Consider the following 16429-nt stretch of genomic DNA (forward strand, 5'->3'; position numbering starts at 1 on the left):
TGGGCGATGTGCCGGGCGGCGACCTTGTCGCCGAGGTCACGGATCGCCTGCGGCGGCGGGCCGATCCAGGTCAGACCGGCGTCCAGCACGGCCTGGGCGAACTCCGCGTTCTCGGACAGGAAGCCGTAACCGGGATGGACCGCGTCCGCCCCCGAGTCCTCGGCGGCCTGGAGCACCTTGGCCATGTCCAGGTAACTGGTGGCCGGGGTGTCACCGCCCAGGGCGAACGCCTCGTCGGCCGCGCGGACGTGCAGAGCGTCCCGGTCCGGATCGGCGTAGACGGCTACGCTGGCGATCCCGGCGTCCCGGCAGGCCCGGGCGACGCGGACAGCGATTTCGCCACGGTTGGCGATGAGCACCTTGCGCACGATGGCTCCCTCCTTGAAACAAGCTGAGTTTAGGGACTACCGACACGGCCTTTCGACCCGTCCCCAGTGGTGAGCTTGCCCACACGGAGCGTGATTCGAGGCTTGCTCGGGCCGTGAAATCCCTTGTCGCACCACGGTACGCAGGGATTCTTTACGGCACAGTAGCTCCGAGGTGTGGCGCAGGTCTCTGTTCGCGCGACCAGTCGCCAAACGGGTTTCTTTGTGGAGTCCCTACGAATGGCTCAATGATTCTTTGCCCGCACGCCGCCGACCTGTGCCGCTTCTCCTTCCCGTCCCGAACCCTTGTCCAGAGATTTACCGGCCAGTAGCCTTCGGATTGACGTACGTACCGGAGGTAACAGCCGTATTCAGGGGGTGGCCGAGGTGGCCCGCAGACCGATAGCACTCGCGACCGCCGTGGTGCTCTTCCTCGAAGCACCCGGCATCGTCGCGATCAACGCGGTCATGGCCCGGTTCGTGAAGGCGCAGTCGATGTCCCTGGACGGACTCGACCCCGACGCCATGTACACCGGCACCTGGGCCCTCGGGCTCGCCTCCGGCGCCCTGCTGCTCCTGTGCGGGCTGGTCCCGCTCGTCGCCGCGATACGCGACCGCCGCCCGGGGCGCGCCGGTCGGGCGCTGCTGATCGGCTGCGCGGTCGTCCACGGCATCCTCGGCGCGGTGACGGTCGGTCTGCTCGGCTGGGGCGCCTTCGCGTTCATGATGGTGGTCCTCGGGCTGATCGTGCTCACCCTCGTGGCGTACGGGGAGACCCGGGCCGGCGCCCCGGAGGCGCCGGCCACGGCCTGATCCCGGGACGCCCCAGGGGCCAGGCCGCCGCCCGAGTCCGGCAGGCCCGGAGGCGCCGGCCACGGCCTGAGCCGGGGATCGCGGGGAGGCCAGGGCGGCCGCCCGCTTCCGGGGGTCAGGCCCAGAGGTCGGTGATCGAGACCCCGAGCTTGCCGAGCAGGGTGCGCAGCAGGGGCAGGGACAGGCCGATGACGTTGCCCGGGTCGCCGTCGATGCCCTCGATGAAGGGGGCCGAGCGCCCGTCGAGGGTGAACGCGCCCGCCACGTGGAGGGGTTCGCCGCTGGCGACGTAGGCGGCGATCTCGGCGTCGGTCGGCTCGCCGAAGCGCACGACGGTGGAGGCGGTGGCCGACTCGTAGCGCTTGGCGGTCGTGTCGTACACGCAGTGGCCCGTCTGCAGGATGCCGACGCGGCCGCGCATCGCCTTCCAGCGGGCCGTGGCCTCCTCGGCGTCGGCGGGCTTGCCGAGGGCCTGCTTGTCGAGCTCCAGGACCGAGTCGCAGCCGATGACGAGCGCGCCGAAGGCCTCCGGCCGGGCGGCGACGTGGGCGGCCTTGGCCTCGGCGAGGGCGAGGGCCAGCTCGGCGGGGGTCGGGGCGTGCATCTTGTCCTCGTCGACGCCGCTCACGATGACCTCCGGGGCGAGGCCGGCCTGCCGGAGCAGTCCGAGCCGGGCGGGGGAGGCGGAGGCGAGCACGACACGGCGGCGATCAGCAGTCATGGGGGAAGCGTATCGACCCCGGCTCCGCTCCTCAGCCCGTCAGCGTGCGCCGACGACGAACATGAGGACCACCATGGCCACCGCGAGCACGACGCCCGCCCGCCGCACCATCGCCTGCATGTCGCGCAGTTCCTCGGGCGGCTCGTTCTCGGGGTCGGACCACAGCATGGTTCCGATGCTGGAGGCCGGACCGGGGTGAGCGCCTGAGTACGGGTACTCAGGCGCCCCGTACCGGGGGACTATTCCGCGCCGGGCCTCCCTGTGAAGGCACCCGCGCTCGCGGCCGCCAGGGCGGCGGTGACGGCGCGTTCCGCGTCCGCCTCCGTCAGCTCCTCGCGGGTGATCGCGAAGCGGTAGTAGAGCGGCGCCGAGACCGCGCGCAGCAGTTCGAGCGCGTCGGTGCCGGCGGGCACCTCGCCGCGGGCCGCCGCCCGGGTCACCACGGGGGCCCATTCGGCCAGGCGGGTGCGGTAGAAGCCGTTGAGGGCGCGGGCGCACTCCTCGTCGCAGGCCGCCGCGGCGATCACGGCACGGAAGACCGCGCCCATCCGCGGGTCGGTGAGCGTGCGGTGGACCAGGGCGGCGTTGGCCCGCAGGTCGCCGGGGAGGCTGCCGGTGTCGGCGGCGGGCAGGGACTGCTCGGCCATGTCGTGCAGGAGGTCGGCGACCAGGCCGGTGGGCGAGCCCCAGCGGCGGTAGACGGTGGTCTTGCCGACGCCCGCGCTCGCGGCGATCTGGTCCATGTTCAGGGTGTGGAAGGCGGCCGTGGCGAGGGCGTCCTCGGTGGCGTCGAGGACCGCCCGGCGCACCTTCGCGGTACGGCCTCCGGGGCGCACGGTGCCGGGCACGGCCGACGGGCTCTCACTCAAACGGGTCTCCTGTTCCATTAACGCTGCTCGGTCTGCTACCGTCTCGGACATCTTAACGGAACCAGCCTCCCATTAAGGAGCCCCGTCATGGTGGCGCTCGATGTCTCTCCCGCACCGTCCGGCACGGAGCCCGCACCGGGGCCCGCCCGCAAGGACGCCCGCGAGGACGGACGCATGGACGGACGCATGCGGCTCGTCCTCGTCGTCCTCCTCGTCGCCCAGTTCATGCTGGCCGTCGACTTCTCGATCCTGAACGTCGCCCTGCCCGTCATCGGCGAGGGACTCGGCTTCACCCTCGGCGGCCTCCAGTGGATCGGCACCGCCTTCGCCCTCGCGGCCGCCGGATTCACCCTGCTCTTCGGGCGTGTCGCCGACCTCGTCGGCCGCCGCCGGATCTTCCTCGGCGGCATGGCGGTCCTCGGCGTCGCCTCGCTGGCCGGCGGGCTCGCCACCGGGCCCGAGATGCTGATGGGCGCCCGGGTCGCCCAGGGCCTCGCGACGGCCGCCGTCACCCCGGCCGGGCTCTCGCTGCTCACCTCCGCCTTCCCGGAGGGCCCGCTGCGGGACCGGGCGCTCGGCCTCAACGGCGCGCTGATGTCCGCCGGGTTCACCACCGGCGCCGTGCTTGGCGGGGTGCTGACCGACCTGCTCTCCTGGCGGTGGGCGTTCTTCGTCAACGTGCCCGTCGCCCTCGCCGTGCTGCTCGTCGCGCCCGCCGTCATCAAGGAGAGCCGCCCGGCCGTCCGGCCCCGGCTCGACGTGCCCGGAGCCGTCACGGTCACCGGCGGCCTGCTCGCCCTCGTCTACGGCCTCACCGCGGCCGGTGAGGACGGCTGGACCGCCCCCGCCGTCCTGGTGGCCCTCGCCGCGGCCGCGGTCCTGCTGACCGCCTTCCCGTTCGTCGAGCGCCGCTCGTCCGCCCCGCTCGTACCGGTCCGGGTGCTCCGGCGCCGTACGGTCGTCTGGGGTAACCTCGCCGGACTCGTGGCCTTCGCCACCGAGACCTCGCTGGTCTTCCTGATGACCCTGCACCTCCAGGACGTGCTCGGCTTCTCCCCGCTCGCCGCCGGTCTCTCCTTCGGCGTCCTGGGCGCCGGCACGGTCCTCGGCGGACTGTTCGCCCCGCGCTTCATCGGGCGCTTCTCGGCCCGTACCGCCCTCGTGGCGGGCGGCGCGCTGCAGGCCGTCGCCACGCTCTCCCTCACGGCCCTGGGCGACGAGCGGAGCATGTACGGGCTGCTGCTGGCCGGCACCTTCGCCGGCGGCGTCGGCAACATGCTCGCCATCGTCGGCTTCATGGTCACCGCCACCTCGGGCCTCCCCGACAGCGAGCAGGGCATGGCCACCGGCATCGCCACCATGACCCAGCAGGTCGGCATCACGCTGGGCGCCCCGGTGATGAGCGCGGTGGTCGTCACCGCCACCACGCTTCCGGGCGGCATCGGCCGCGCCGTCCTCGTCAACGCGGCCCTCGTCCTCGCCGCCGCCCTCGCCTCGGCGCTGTTCCTGCGCAGGGGGCCTCAGCAGGACGGGCGGTAGCCGAGCTGCGGGAACAGGGCCTTCCACTGGTCGCGCTCGACGCCGAGCGGATGGGTCGCGCACATCCGCTCGTAGACCTTGTCGGTGTCGCGGTCGAGGAGATAGGTGACCTGCGGTCCGTCGTGGAGGCTCCCCTCCGGCACCGCGAGCACGTACGGCACCCCCTTGGGCAGCAGGACGACGGTCCTGACGTCGTCCAGGGTGGCGACCGCGGGCATGCGCCAGCCGCCGTCCGGGGCGACGTCCCAGATGCGGTACGGGGAGCCGGTCAGGACCCGGCCGCCGTCCGGGTCCCGTTCGACCTCGGTGATCTCGCGGTCGAAGCGCATGGTGCGTACGGGGGTCTTCGGGTGGCGGATGTCGAAGAGCCGCACGGTGCCGTCCTCGAGCATCGTGGCGATCAGGTTCCCGCCGACCGGGTGGTAGCCGCCCGGGGCCGCCGGGAGCCTGCCGGCGGGCTTCGGGTGCCGGATGTCCGCCATGTCCCACAGCCTGGCGTTCCGGTCGGGGCCGTCGACGAGCAGCATCCGCAGGGAGTGGACGTAGAGCGCCCGGCTGAGGGCCGCGTCCCGCATCGGCTCGGGGACCCGGAAGGGCCGTGCGGGGTCCTTGAGGTCCCACAGGCGCAGGTTCAGGCCGCGGCTCCTGCCGTCGCCCTCCACGGTGGCGAGGCCGCGCGGGCCCATGAAGAACATGCTCTCGTCCTCGATCGACGGCGTCACCGCGATCACGGCACGGCGCACCGGCCGGTGGGGATCGCGGATGTCCCAGACCGCGGCCGTGGGCTCCCGGGACGAGCCGATCACCAGAAGCTCGCCGTCGGGGGACACGGCGGTCCGCACGTCGGCCGCCCGCACGTGCATCTCGGCGCCGGGCACGGGCGGTCCGTCACCGCCGAGGTCCCACATCCGGAACACGTGCTCGTCGGTGGCCTCCGTCCACCGGTGTGCGAGCAGCATCGGGCGGTCGCGGCCGGGGAGGAAGAACCGCGCCTCCCACCCGCGGGGCAACGTGAACCGCACCCGCGGCGGACGCCCCTCCCCGGTGTCCGCCGTGCTCAGGTCCCAGACGCGGACCACGCCGCCCAGGAACGACACGGCGCTCTCGTCGGTGAGGACGAACCGGCCGTCGCGGCTGTGCGGCAGCGTCCCCGGCGTCCCACGGGTCGGGGAGCCCAGCAGGGCCGGGGCGAGGGCGCGGTCGGGCCACAGCCGCACGTTGCCGCCCACGTCGCCCGTCGCGAGATACCCGCCGTCGGGGCTGTAGGCCACCGTCTGGGCGGCTTCTCCGCTCGGCACGGTGCCGCGCTCGGCGAGGGAGGACAGCAGCTCGTCCGGGCCGTCGCCGTCGTCGACCGCCCGGACCAGGGCCCCGCCCGGGCTGCCGGCCTTCGCGGCGGCGAGCATCCCGCCGTCGGGGCGGAAGCTCAGGGACGGCAGGCTGCTGCCGTAGCCCCAGGATTCCTGGTAGGAGTCCTTCGCCGGGACCCGGGCGAGGCGCCGCCCCTGCTGGGCGACCGTCCACCAGGCCATCGCGCCCTCCCCGCCGGTCGCCACCAGCAGGTCGCGCTCCGGATGGAACGCCACCGCCATCACGGACGTGGTGGTGGCGGTGGTCAGCAGGGTGGTGCGGGCCGGATCGCGGACGTCCCAGAGGCGTACCTCGGCGGGCCGGTCCCGCCCGGCGCCGTCCTTGCTCACGCCGTTGCCCGTGGCCAGGAAGCGCCCGTCGCGGTTGAACGTCACCGCCATGAGGTCGGTGGGGGCGACGGTTCGGTCGAGCAGCGGGCGCGGCAGGGACGGCGTGGACACGTCCCACAGCCGCAGTCGCCCGTTCGCCCCGCCCGCCGCGAGCGTCCGACCGTCGGGGCTGAAGGCGAGGCTGTACGACTGCGAGGCGGCGAGCCGCTGCTCCCCGACCTTCCTCGGGTGCGCGGCGTCGGTCACGTCGTACAGCGTCAGGGCGTCCGTGCTCAGCGCGGCGAGCAGCGGGGCGTTCGGGCGGAAGGCGATCGGCGCCGTCCCGTGCAGGCGGAGCTCGGCGCGCCGGACGGGCACGTTCGGCCGGGAGAGGTCCCACAGCCGGATCCGGCCCGTGCGACGGCTGACGGCCAGGACCTTCCCGCCCGGGCCGTAGGCCAGGTTGACGACGGGCTGGCGCACGTCACCCGGGAGGTCCACCTGGGCCCGGGAGAGGTACGAGGCGTAGAGGCTGGAGCGGGTCTCGCTGGTCTCGGCGGTGCGGTACGCGGCGAGGCTGAGCCGCAGCGCGGTCTGCGGGTCGCGCTCGCGCATGGTGTCCGCCTGTGCGGCCAGCTGGTTGGCCACGGCGACGGCCTCGCGGGCCTCGGCGTCCCGCTGGGCGCCGCGGGCGACGACGGCGAGGGTGCCGGCCAGGACCGCGAGGACGGCCACGACGGCCACGGCGGCGGTGCGGATCCGGCGCGAGAGGAGCTCGGCCCGCGCGCCCGCCCGGAGGAAGTCCCGCTCCACGGGCCGTAAGGGCGCCGGGGGCGTGGCGAGGTCGCCGGACGACGGTTCCTGCAGGACGGAGCGGGCGGCCGCCAACTGGTCCCCGCGGTAGAGCCCGCTGTTCGGGCGCCCGGCCTCGTGCCAGCTGTCGGCCGCGTCGCCGACCCGACGCCGTACGAGCAGCCGGACCCGGTCGTCGCGGATCCAGTCCCGCAGCAGCGGCCATCCGTACAGCAGCGAGTCGTGGCACAGCTGCGCCTCGCCCCGGTCGAGGACGACGAGCCGGGCGTCGGCGAGCCGGTCGAGCAGCTCCCGGTCCGCGTCCCCCGCCGCCTCCGGGACGGGCACGCGGCGGCGCACCGCACGCCCCTCCGCGTCCACCAGGGTCACCATGCGCAGCAGCAGGACCCGCAGGCGCTCGCGCCCGGCAGGGTCGAGGGCGTCGTGGATCTCGTCGGCGACGCGGGCCACGGAGCGCCGGATCCCGCCGGAGGACGCGTAGCCGGTGAAGGTGAGCAGGGTGCCACGTCGCCTGGTCCACGTCTGCTGCAGGGCATGGGCCAGGAAGGGCAGCGCGCCGGCCTCGGCGTCCCCGGCGGTCTCCCGGCGCAGCTCGTGCAGCAGGTGGGCGGCCAGGCCGTCCTCCAGGCGCAGTCCGGCGTGGTCGGCCGGCCGCTCGATCGCGGCGCGCAGCTCCTCGTCCGACATCGCCGGCACGGTGAACTGGCCCGCCTGCACGATTCGGGCGAGACGCGGGTCGCGCAGGCACAGGGCGTAGAAGTCGGCCCGCAGTCCGAGCACCATGCGCGGGGCCGTCGCCGGATCCGCGTCGGCCACGGCGCGGACGAACAGCTCGCGCTCCTCGGGGTCGTCGCAGTCGGCGAAGAGCTCCTCCAGCTGGTCGACGACGAGGACGGCGGGCCCTCCACCGCCGAACCGGCCTGCCCCCAGCTCCCGTTCGACCTCCGCGAACGGTCTGCCCACCGCCCGGGCCCAGTGCTCGACGAGGGTCCGGAACGGCCGGGAGCCCGGCCCCGGTACCAGCAGCACCGAGCCCGCCCCGCGCTCCTCCAGGCCTGCCACCAGGCCGGCCCGCAGCAGGGACGACTTGCCGGCGCCGGACGCGCCCACGAGCACCACGGGTCCCTGCCCGTGCTCGACCCGCTCCATGAGCGCACCGGCCAACTCCTCGCGGCCGAAGAAGAGATGGCGCTGCTCGGGCAGGAACGGCCGCATGCCGGGGTACGGGCACGGGCCGCCGGAAGGGGCTTCCCCCGTGATGCCGTCGTCCGGGCCGGCCGGGTCCGCGGCGGGATATCCGGCGTTGCGGGCGACGACCAGATCGCCGGCGCGGCCGACGCCGTCGGCGTACGGGCGGGCCGGGCCGCCCTGGAAACGGTGGTCGAGGATCCGGTAGAGGTCGATGAGGGTGAGCCACTGCGGGCCGCTCGGATCGCCCTCGTCGAGGAGCCGGATCAGCTCGCCGGCGAAGAGGGTGTGGTCCTGGCCGACCGGTGCGAACGAGGCGGCGTAGTGGGTCGCCGAGGCGAGCAGGAAGCTTCCGGCCGGGCGGGCGGAGGCGTACGGGTCGCGATGGGCGTCGCTCGGCGCGGCCTCCGCCCGGCCGGAGAAACAGCAGTCCAGGACGACGACGGTGCGGGCGGGCGCCTCGGCGAGCAGGTTGCGGATCTCGGCGTACGGCACGGCGGTGACGGTGTCGTCGGGCGTGGCGGTGCTCGTCGTGGCCAGATAGAGCTGCCGGCGCGGACCGAGCAGCCCGTGGCCGACGAAGCAGAACAGCACCGCGCCGCCCTGCGAGCGGTCGACGGCGGTCCGCAGGGCGACCAGCACCTCCGTCGGGCTCTCCGGGTCGATGACCTCGGTGACCCGCCCGGCCATCCCGGCCCGCTCGCGCAACAGCCGGGCCAGCTCCCGCGCGGATCGCGCGGCCCCCGGCAGATCGGCCAGCCCCGCCCCGTCCCCGGCCGTGCCCTGCCGCCCGGTCCCGACCACGACGGCATGGCAGTCCGCGCCGCCGAGGTCCCCCCACTCCTGTGGCACGGCTCAGCCTTCCCAGCCGCCGGGCCCCGGGCCGGTGTCGCCGTCCGGCCCCCGGCCCGGCTCCGCGGGTCCGGAGGGGCCCGGCCCTCGGCCCGGCTCTGCGGGTCCGGATCCGGAGGGTCCGGGGGCGTCCGGCCCTCGGCCCGGCTCTGCGGGTCCGGGGGCGGCGGGTCCGGGGGCGGCGGGTCCGGAGGGGCCCGGCTCTGCGGGTCCGGGTCCGGCGGGTCCGGAGGGGCCCGGTTCGCCGACCGGTCCGGCGTCCGGATCCGGCGTTCTCGGCTCGTCGAGAGCCCGGGCCACGCGCCGGGCCAGGTCGCCGGTGGTCTCCGGGGTGAGGCCGCGGACTCCCTCGGAGGTGACGACGACCTGGGTGCCGTCGGGCTTGGTGATGGTCACGGACTGGGTGCCGCGCCGGGTCTGGAGCCAGGCGACGATCGAGGCGGCGAGGGTGACGGTCAGGCCGCCCGGTTCGAGCAGGAGGGGGACGATCTCGCCGAGGGACCCCATCGTCCCGGGCTCCGGTTCGGGCGAGGGACCGCGGCCGACCCGCTCGCGCAGACCCGGCTCGTCGCGCAGCCACTCCCGGAGGTCGAGAGCGGCGTCGCCGGAGCCGGTGACCTGAAGGGTGATTCTCACGTGACCTCCGTCGCCGCAGGGCTCCCCGAGGCTAGGTCCCCGACTCCCGCGGTGCCAGGCGTCTTTCGGCCGCGTCGGGCAGGGCCGGGACGGCACGGCGGGGAGGGACCGAGGGGGGACGGCGCGGCGGGGACGGACCGAGGGGGTACGGGCGGGACCGGGCCCGGCACGAGCGGTGCCGGGAACGGGCGGTGCCGGGACCGGGCGGTGCCGGGACGGGCGGTGCCGGGACCGGGCGGGCCCGGGAACGAGCAAAGGCCGGATCCCCCGCACAAGGGATCCGGCCTTCACCGTACGGACGGACGTCTCCGGACGTGTCTAGACGGGCCAGTAGGAACGCGCCCAGGAGCGCGGGCCCGGGCGCTGGCGGACACTGCGGGCGATGCGTGCCGGGTCCGACCAGCCCTCGGGCGCCCCCGGGCCGCCGCTCTCGGCGGCTGCCGCCGCCGTCGCCGCGGCCCGGGCCTGGACCACCGCCAGTGCGGCGGCCAGCTCCTCCGGGGTCGGGTTCCCTCGTACGACCTTGATCATCGTGCTGTCCCTCCCGAGGGCTAGAGCGGGATGTTGCCGTGCTTCTTCGGAGGCAGGGATTCCCGCTTCGTCCGCAGCTGACGCAGACCCTTCACGATCTGCGAGCGCGTGTCGGACGGCAGGATCACCCCGTCGATGTAGCCGCGCTCGGCGGCGATGTACGGGTTGAGCAGCGTGTCCTCGTACTCCTGGATCAGCCGTGCGCGCACCGCCTCCAGGTCCTCGCCGTTCGCCTCGGCCTCGGCGATGGTCCGGCGGTGAAGGATGTTGACCGCGCCCTGCGCGCCCATGACCGCGATCTGCGCCGTCGGCCAGGCCAGGTTGAGGTCGGCGCCCAGGTGCTTGGAGCCCATGACGTCGTACGCGCCGCCGAAGGCCTTGCGGGTGATCACCGTGATCAGGGGGACGGTCGCCTCGGCGTACGCGTAGATGAGCTTCGCGCCGCGCCGGATGATGCCCTCGTGCTCCTGGCCGACGCCCGGGAGGAAGCCGGGGACGTCGACGAAGGTCAGCACCGGGATGTTGAACGCGTCGCAGGTGCGCACGAACCGCGCCGCCTTCTCCGAGGCGTCGATGTCGAGGCAACCGGCGAACTGCATGGGCTGGTTGGCGACCACGCCGACCGGGAAGCCCTCGACGCGGCCGAAGCCGGTGAGGATGTTCGGCGCGAACAGGGCCTGGGTCTCCAGGAATTCGCCGTCGTCGAGGACGTGCTCGATCACGGTGTGCATGTCGTACGGCTGGTTCGCCGAATCGGGGATCAGCGTGTCCAGCTCGCGGTCCTCGTCCGTCGCCTCGGTATCGGCGACCTCCGGGAAGGCCGGCGGCTCGGAGAGGTTGTTCGAAGGAAGGTAGGACAGAAGGGACTTGACGTACTCGATCGCGTCCTTCTCGTCGCCCGCCATGTGGTGGGCCACACCCGAGGTCGCGTTGTGGGTGCGGGCGCCGCCGAGCTCCTCGAACCCGACGTCCTCGCCGGTCACCGTCTTGATGACGTCCGGACCGGTGATGAACATGTGCGAGGTCTGGTCCACCATCACCGTGAAGTCGGTGATCGCGGGCGAGTACACCGCACCGCCCGCGCACGGGCCGACGACCAGCGAGATCTGCGGGATCACGCCGGACGCGTGGGTGTTGCGGCGGAAGATCTCGCCGTACATGCCGAGGGCGCTCACGCCCTCCTGGATGCGGGCGCCGCCGGAGTCGTTGATGCCGACGACGGGGCAGCCGGTCTTCAGGGCGAAGTCCATCACCTTGATGATCTTCTGGCCGTAGACCTCGCCCAGGGCGCCGCCGAAGACGGTGAAGTCCTGCGAGAAGACCGCGACCGGGCGGCCGTCGACCGTGCCGTAGCCGGTCACGACGCCGTCCCCGTACGGGCGGTTCTTCTCCAGGCCGAAATTGGTGGACCGGTGCCGGGCCAACTCGTCCAGTTCCACGAACGAACCTTCGTCGAGCAGCAGTGCGATCCGTTCGCGCGCGGTCAGCTTGCCCTTGGCATGCTGCTTCTCGACCGCCCGTGCGGAACCGGCGTGCGTGGCCTCGCCGATCCGGCGCTGCAGGTCCGCGATCTTGCCCGCGGTCGTGTGAATGTCGATCTCGTTGTGCTCTGCCGGCTCGGACATCGGGATGCGGCTCCCTGCCTGGTCACGGGGGGTTCGTTGACTACGAATGGGCTAGCCCTTGGCTACTGACCCGTAGCGTATCGGCGTCGATACGGTTCGGCAGTGCGGCGTTTGCCACACCTACGCTGGCTTGCATGACGTCCTCCCAAGGCTCAGCGGGACGCTGGTCGGACCTCGACCGGCCACCCCTCAACGCTCCCGCGCTGCGCCACGCGCTCGTGCTCCCCGACGGACTGTGGACCTCCCTCGACGTGGTCGAGTCCACCGGCTCCACCAACTCCGACCTCGCCGCCCGCGCCGACGAACTCCCCGAAGGAGCGGTCCTCGTCGCCGAGGAGCAGAGCTCCGGGCGCGGCCGCCTCGACCGCACCTGGACCGCCCCGGCGCGCTCCGGCATCTTCGTCTCCGTCCTCCTGAAGCCCGCCGTGCCCGTGCACCGCTGGGGCTGGCTGCCGCTGCTCACCGGCGTCGCCGCCGTCGGCGGGCTCTCCAAGGCCGCGGGCGCCGACCTCTCCCTCAAATGGCCGAACGACCTGCTCGTGCGCGTCGCCGGCGAGGAGCGCAAGACCGGCGGCATCCTCGCCGAGCGCGCCGGAGCGGACGGAGTCGTGGTCGGCCTCGGCATCAACGTCACCCTCCGCGAGGAGGAGCTCCCGGTCCCCGCGGCCGGGTCCCTGTTGCTCGCCGACGCCGTCTCCACCGACCGCGACACGCTCCTGCGGGCCGTCCTGCGCTCCCTGGAGCAGTGGTACGGCGACTGGGTGCGCGCCGACGGCGACCCGGTCGCGTCCGGGCTCCAGGAGGCCTACGCGGCCGGCTGCGCCACGCTCGGCCGCCGGGTCCGCGCCGACCTGCCGGGCGAGCGCATGCTCGAAGGGGACGCCGTCGGGATCGACGGTGACGGACGGCTCGTCGTCGCGACGGAGGGCGGTGGCACCGAGGCCGTGGCGGCCGGCGACATCGTCCACCTGCGGGCGGCGGACTGATCCGGTCGGAAGCGTCCGAACCGGTCGCCGGTCGCGCGCGCGACCGGTTCGGGCGTGAGCCAGCACACACCTGTCGTATCGTGGAGCGCGATTCGTGGAGCGCGACGCGTGAAGGGTCATCCACGCGACAGATCGGCAGGACAGTGGGCAGGGAACGGGCAGGAGGCGGCCGGTGACCGTCGACGACGCGAACAACGGCGCCGGGGCCGAAGAACCAGCCGCCAACCCCACCTATCCCACGCCCCACCATGTCGTCGACCACACGGCGGAGCCGACCGACGACCCCCTGGCGATCCGCCTCGAACAGCTCATCCTGGGCGCCGACCGCCGGTACACCCCCTTCCAGGCGGCCCGCACCGCCGGCGTCTCCATGGAGCTCGCCTCCCGTTTCTGGCGCGCCATGGGCTTCGCCGACATCGGCCAGGCCAAGGCCCTCACCGAGGCCGACGTGCTCGCCCTGCGCCGCCTCGCCGGCCTGGTCGAGGCCGGACTGCTCAGCGAGCCGATGGCGGTGCAGGTCGCCCGTTCCACCGGGCAGACCACCGCCCGGCTGGCCGAATGGCAGATCGACTCCTTCCTGGAGGGCCTCACCGAGCCGCCCGAGCCCGGCATGACCCGCACCGAGGTCACCTATCCCCTGGTCGAGCTGCTGCTGCCCGAGCTGGAGGAGTTCCTGATCTACGTGTGGCGCCGCCAGCTCGCCGCCGCCACCGGCCGGGTCGTGCAGGCGGCCGACGACGAGGAGATGGTCGACCGGCGCCTCGCGGTGGGCTTCGCGGACCTCGTCGGCTTCACGCGGCTCACCCGGCGCCTGGAGGAGGAGGAGCTCGGCGAGCTCGTCGAGGCCTTCGAGACCACCTGCGCCGACCTGGTCGCCGCGCACGGCGGCCGACTCATCAAGACCCTCGGCGACGAGGTCCTGTACGCGGCCGACGACGCCGGCACCGCCGCCGAGATCGGTCTGCGCCTCATCGAGACCCTCAGCCACGACGAGACGATGCCGGCCCTGCGGGTCGGCCTCTCCTTCGGCACCGTCACGACCCGGATGGGCGATGTCTTCGGCACCACCGTCAACCTGGCCAGCCGGCTCACGTCGATAGCGCCCAAGGACGCCGTCCTGGTCGACAGCGCCCTCGCCGAGGAGCTCATCAGGACCGGCGAGGCGCCCGTCTCCGAGACGAAGGCGGCCGAGGAGGCCGCCCGCGCCGAGAAGGAGGGCGAGCAGCCGCCCACGTACCGCTTCGCGCTCCAGCCGATGTGGCAGCGCCCGGTCCGTGGACTCGGTGTCGTGGAGCCCTGGCTGCTGAGCCGTCGCCCGACCTAGGCGGACGGACCCGCGGCGTCGTCGACACGGCTGACGGGCGGGTGTCCGTCGGGTGCCGGCACGCGCGGCTGCCGACCCGTCGTCGGTCGCCATGGCTCCGCACGGCGCCTGCCGCCTCGTCGTCGGTCGCCATGGCTCCGCACGACGCTTCGCCGCCTCGCGGCCGCACGCACCGGACGCCGGCTCCCTGACCCTGCCCGATCGGCGAGGGACCCCCTAGGATCTCCGGTGAACAGCCGTTAACACCCGTTAACAGGCGTCGACCGGGAGGGCCCTCAGCATGTCCGAGCAGCGTTTTGGTGAGTTCGTGGTGGTCCGCAAGGAGGGCGCCGGGCATGTCGCCGAGCTGGTGCTCGACCGGCCCAAGGCGATGAACGCGGTCTCCTCGGAGATGGCCCGCTCCCTGGGTGCCGCCTGTGACGCGCTCGCCGCCGACCCCTCCGTGCGGGTCACGGTGCTGACCTCCTCCCACGACCGCGCCTTCTGCGTCGGTGCCGACCTCAAGGAGCGCAATTCCTTCACCGACGCCGAGCTGGTCCGGCAGCGGCCGGTCGCCCGCGCCGCGTACACCGGCGTCCTGGAGCTGCCCATGCCGACTGTGGCCGCCGTGCACGGCTTCGCCCTCGGCGGCGGCTTCGAGCTGGCCCTGGCCTGTGACGTCATCGTGGCCGACGCGACCGCCGTGGTCGGGCTGCCGGAGGTCTCCGTGGGCGTGATCCCCGGCGGCGGCGGTACGCAGCTGCTGCCGCGCCGCGTGGGCGCGGCGCGCGCCGCCGAGCTGGTCTTCACGGCCCGCCGGGTGGAGGCCGTCGAGGCCCGCGAGCTCGGTCTGGTCGACCTCCTGGAGGACGACGCCCGGACGGCCGCCCTGGAGCTGGCCGGCCGGATCGCCGCCAACTCGCCGGTCGGCCTGCGCGCCGCCAAGAAGGCCATGCGGCTCGGCCAGGGCCTGGACCTGCGGGCGGGCCTGGAGGTCGAGGACGCGGCCTGGCGTTCGGTGGCCTTCTCGGGCGACCGCGCGGAGGGTGTGGCGGCGTTCAACGAGAAGCGGAAGCCGGAGTGGCCGGGCGAGTGACGGAGCGCCCGATCCGAATTGCACCGTTTCTCACTATATGTAACTTTCCGTGACGTCCCGAAGGGGAAAACTGATCAAACCTCCCTAAGCTGGAGGAATGGGTGAGGACGTGCGGTTGCGGGCCGTAGTGGCGCTGGCGCAGGGGATGGCGGCGGCGCACACCCCGCGCGAGTTCTGGCGGGCCGCGGCGCTGGGGGCCTGCGAGGCGCTCGGCGGCAGTTTCGCGGCTCTCTCCGTCTGGGAGCGGGACCACGGCCGGCTCAAGGTCCTGGTGAACGCCGGGCAGCGGGCCGTGGGGGAGGAGGAGTTCCCGGACTCCGAGACGTACCCGGTCCATCAGTTTCCCGAGATCACCGAGTTCCTGCACGAGCAGTGGGCGGGCGGCGGCGAGCCGGACGCCTGGGTGGAGACCGCCGACGACCGGGTTCCGACCGGGCGCGTCACCGGCCTGCGGCGGCGCGGCCGCGGCTGCTGCGTGGTCGCGCCGATCGTGCTGCACGGGCGTGCCTGGGGCGAGCTCTACGTGGCCAGGCCGGCCGGGGCGGTGCCCTTCGGCCGGGACGACTCCGACTTCGCCACCGTGCTCGCGGCGGTCGTCGCCGCGGGCATCGCCCAGGCCGAGCGCCTGGAGGAGGTCCGCAAGCTCGCCTTCACCGACCCGCTCACCGGGCTCGCCAACCGCCGCGCCGTCGACACCCGGCTCGACCAGGCGATCGAGCGCTACCGGGTCGACGGCTCCGTGGTGAGCCTGATGGTGTGCGACCTGAACGGCCTGAAGCGGGTCAACGACACCCATGGCCACGCGGTCGGCGACCGGTTGCTGGAACGGTTCGGCTCCGTTCTGTCACGGTGCGGGGCGATGCTGCCCGGCGCGCTCGCGGCCCGGCTCGGCGGTGACGAGTTCTGTCTGCTCTCGGTCGGTCCCACCGCCGACGAGGTGGTGGCGGTCGCGGAGGAGCTGTGCGTACGGGCCGCGGAACTCGAGCTCGGCGAGGGCGTCGCGTGCGGGGTCGCCTCGACCGGTGACCCGATCGGCACGCTGAAGTCGGCCCGCCGCCTCTTCCGCCTCGCCGACGCGGCCCAGTACCAGGCCAAGGCCGCCCGCTCCGCCAAGCCCGTGGTGGCGGGCCGGGACGGCGCGGTCATCCGCCTCGCCGACGCTCCTCCCGGCGCCCGCGACCGCCGCCGCTTCCGGGACGCGCCGCCGGTGTGAGGTGCGGAGGGCGCTCGTGCTCCCGGTCCGGCGGGTGGCGCGCGTGGTGCGACGTCGGCCGGGTGGACCGCGATCCCTGGTGGGTGACTCGTGATCGGCGGACCGCCGGTTCCCGATCCGGGCCCGCCGGGTGGCGCGTGGAGGGTCCGGCCCGGGCGGGCGCCGAATTACGGTGGCGTACGGGCTCGCCGGCGGCCGAC

At 73.9% G+C, this 16429-nt stretch carries 14 protein-coding genes; 6 read left to right on the forward strand and 8 right to left on the reverse strand.

The window, feature by feature from the left end; genetic code table 11:
• The coding region (locus ACIRQF_RS36405) for a biotin carboxylase N-terminal domain-containing protein (protein WP_389758652.1) at window positions 1-368 on the reverse strand (368 nt) is incomplete at its 3' end.
• A gap of 384 nt (window positions 369-752) precedes the next feature.
• On the opposite strand from ACIRQF_RS36405, the gene ACIRQF_RS36410 reads away from it, so the two are divergent.
• On the forward strand, window positions 753-1178 hold the full coding sequence (locus tag ACIRQF_RS36410) for a hypothetical protein (protein WP_376637985.1): 426 nt from the start codon (window positions 753-755) through the stop codon (window positions 1176-1178).
• Window positions 1179-1293: 115 nt separating this feature from the next.
• On the opposite strand, the gene ACIRQF_RS36415 is transcribed toward ACIRQF_RS36410, so the two are convergent.
• The 3 genes from ACIRQF_RS36415 to ACIRQF_RS36425 form a co-directional block, all read right to left on the reverse strand.
• On the reverse strand, window positions 1294-1899 hold the full coding sequence (locus ACIRQF_RS36415; protein ID WP_376637984.1) for a nucleoside triphosphate pyrophosphatase: 606 nt from the start codon (window positions 1897-1899) through the stop codon (window positions 1294-1296).
• Window positions 1900-1938: 39 nt separating this feature from the next.
• Entirely contained in the window at window positions 1939-2067 is a 129-nt protein-coding gene (gene mmpB, locus ACIRQF_RS36420) for a morphogenic membrane protein MmpB (RefSeq protein WP_376637983.1), read from the reverse strand.
• A gap of 71 nt (window positions 2068-2138) precedes the next feature.
• Entirely contained in the window at window positions 2139-2819 is a 681-nt protein-coding gene (locus ACIRQF_RS36425) for a TetR/AcrR family transcriptional regulator (RefSeq protein WP_404099070.1), read from the reverse strand.
• A 36-nt stretch (window positions 2820-2855) separates the two neighbouring features.
• Here ACIRQF_RS36425 and ACIRQF_RS36430 point away from each other — a divergent pair, with 36 nt between their 5' ends.
• Window positions 2856-4307 carry an MFS transporter gene (locus tag ACIRQF_RS36430; RefSeq protein WP_389758647.1) on the forward strand — a complete coding sequence of 484 codons (1452 nt, stop codon included), beginning with the start codon at window positions 2856-2858 and terminating at the stop codon, window positions 4305-4307.
• Here the strand turns inward: ACIRQF_RS36430 and ACIRQF_RS36435 are convergent.
• The 4 genes from ACIRQF_RS36435 to ACIRQF_RS36450 form a co-directional block, all read right to left on the reverse strand.
• A complete protein-coding gene (locus ACIRQF_RS36435; protein WP_404099074.1) occupies window positions 4289-8839 on the reverse strand; it encodes a caspase family protein in 4551 nt (1516 codons plus the stop codon). The two genes, ACIRQF_RS36430 and ACIRQF_RS36435, sit on opposite strands and share 19 nt — an antisense overlap.
• A 3-nt stretch (window positions 8840-8842) precedes the next feature.
• On the reverse strand, window positions 8843-9475 hold the full coding sequence (locus ACIRQF_RS36440) for a hypothetical protein (protein WP_404099076.1): 633 nt from the start codon (window positions 9473-9475) through the stop codon (window positions 8843-8845).
• 318 nt (window positions 9476-9793) lie between these two features.
• Window positions 9794-10006, reverse strand: a complete 213-nt coding sequence (locus ACIRQF_RS36445) for an acyl-CoA carboxylase epsilon subunit (protein WP_376637978.1) — start codon at window positions 10004-10006, stop codon at window positions 9794-9796.
• 20 nt (window positions 10007-10026) lie between these two features.
• Complete coding sequence (locus tag ACIRQF_RS36450) at window positions 10027-11631, reverse strand: acyl-CoA carboxylase subunit beta (protein WP_376637977.1); 1605 nt, start codon at window positions 11629-11631, stop codon at window positions 10027-10029.
• Between the two features lie 134 nt (window positions 11632-11765).
• Between ACIRQF_RS36450 and ACIRQF_RS36455 the strand changes: the two genes are divergently transcribed.
• The 4 genes from ACIRQF_RS36455 (at window position 11766) to ACIRQF_RS36470 (ending at window position 16229) form a co-directional block, all read left to right on the forward strand.
• The gene (locus ACIRQF_RS36455) at window positions 11766-12617 is read left to right on the forward strand and encodes a biotin--[acetyl-CoA-carboxylase] ligase (protein WP_404099079.1); all 852 of its coding nucleotides are present in this window, start codon (window positions 11766-11768) and stop codon (window positions 12615-12617) included.
• 172 nt (window positions 12618-12789) lie between these two features.
• Window positions 12790-13941, forward strand: a complete 1152-nt coding sequence (locus ACIRQF_RS36460; RefSeq protein ID WP_376637975.1) for an adenylate/guanylate cyclase domain-containing protein — start codon at window positions 12790-12792, stop codon at window positions 13939-13941.
• A 280-nt stretch (window positions 13942-14221) separates the two neighbouring features.
• On the forward strand, window positions 14222-15016 hold the full coding sequence (locus tag ACIRQF_RS36465; RefSeq protein WP_404099082.1) for an enoyl-CoA hydratase/isomerase family protein: 795 nt from the start codon (window positions 14222-14224) through the stop codon (window positions 15014-15016).
• A gap of 97 nt (window positions 15017-15113) precedes the next feature.
• Window positions 15114-16229: a diguanylate cyclase domain-containing protein gene (locus ACIRQF_RS36470; RefSeq protein WP_376637973.1), complete on the forward strand. Its 1116-nt coding sequence runs from the start codon at window positions 15114-15116 to the stop codon at window positions 16227-16229.
• The last annotated feature ends 200 nt before the right edge of the window (window positions 16230-16429 follow it).

The organism is Streptomyces sp. NPDC101191 (assembly GCF_044767915.1).
Classification (GTDB): domain Bacteria; phylum Actinomycetota; class Actinomycetes; order Streptomycetales; family Streptomycetaceae; genus Streptomyces.

What these genes read in the sequence shown, in the direction of transcription:
- ACIRQF_RS36415 (WP_376637984.1), bottom strand. Translation starts at nt 1,899, where the DNA reads ATGACTGCTGATCGCCGCCGTGTCGTGCTCGCCTCCGCCTCCCCCGCC.
- mmpB (WP_376637983.1), bottom strand. Translation starts at nt 2,067, where the DNA reads ATGCTGTGGTCCGACCCCGAGAACGAGCCGCCCGAGGAACTGCGCGAC.
- ACIRQF_RS36425 (WP_404099070.1), bottom strand. Translation starts at nt 2,819, where the DNA reads ATGTCCGAGACGGTAGCAGACCGAGCAGCGTTAATGGAACAGGAGACC.
- ACIRQF_RS36430 (WP_389758647.1), top strand. Translation starts at nt 2,856, where the DNA reads ATGGTGGCGCTCGATGTCTCTCCCGCACCGTCCGGCACGGAGCCCGCA.
- ACIRQF_RS36445 (WP_376637978.1), bottom strand. Translation starts at nt 10,006, where the DNA reads ATGATCAAGGTCGTACGAGGGAACCCGACCCCGGAGGAGCTGGCCGCC.
- ACIRQF_RS36450 (WP_376637977.1), bottom strand. Translation starts at nt 11,631, where the DNA reads ATGTCCGAGCCGGCAGAGCACAACGAGATCGACATTCACACGACCGCG.
- ACIRQF_RS36455 (WP_404099079.1), top strand. Translation starts at nt 11,766, where the DNA reads ATGACGTCCTCCCAAGGCTCAGCGGGACGCTGGTCGGACCTCGACCGG.
- ACIRQF_RS36465 (WP_404099082.1), top strand. Translation starts at nt 14,222, where the DNA reads ATGTCCGAGCAGCGTTTTGGTGAGTTCGTGGTGGTCCGCAAGGAGGGC.
- ACIRQF_RS36470 (WP_376637973.1), top strand. Translation starts at nt 15,114, where the DNA reads ATGGGTGAGGACGTGCGGTTGCGGGCCGTAGTGGCGCTGGCGCAGGGG.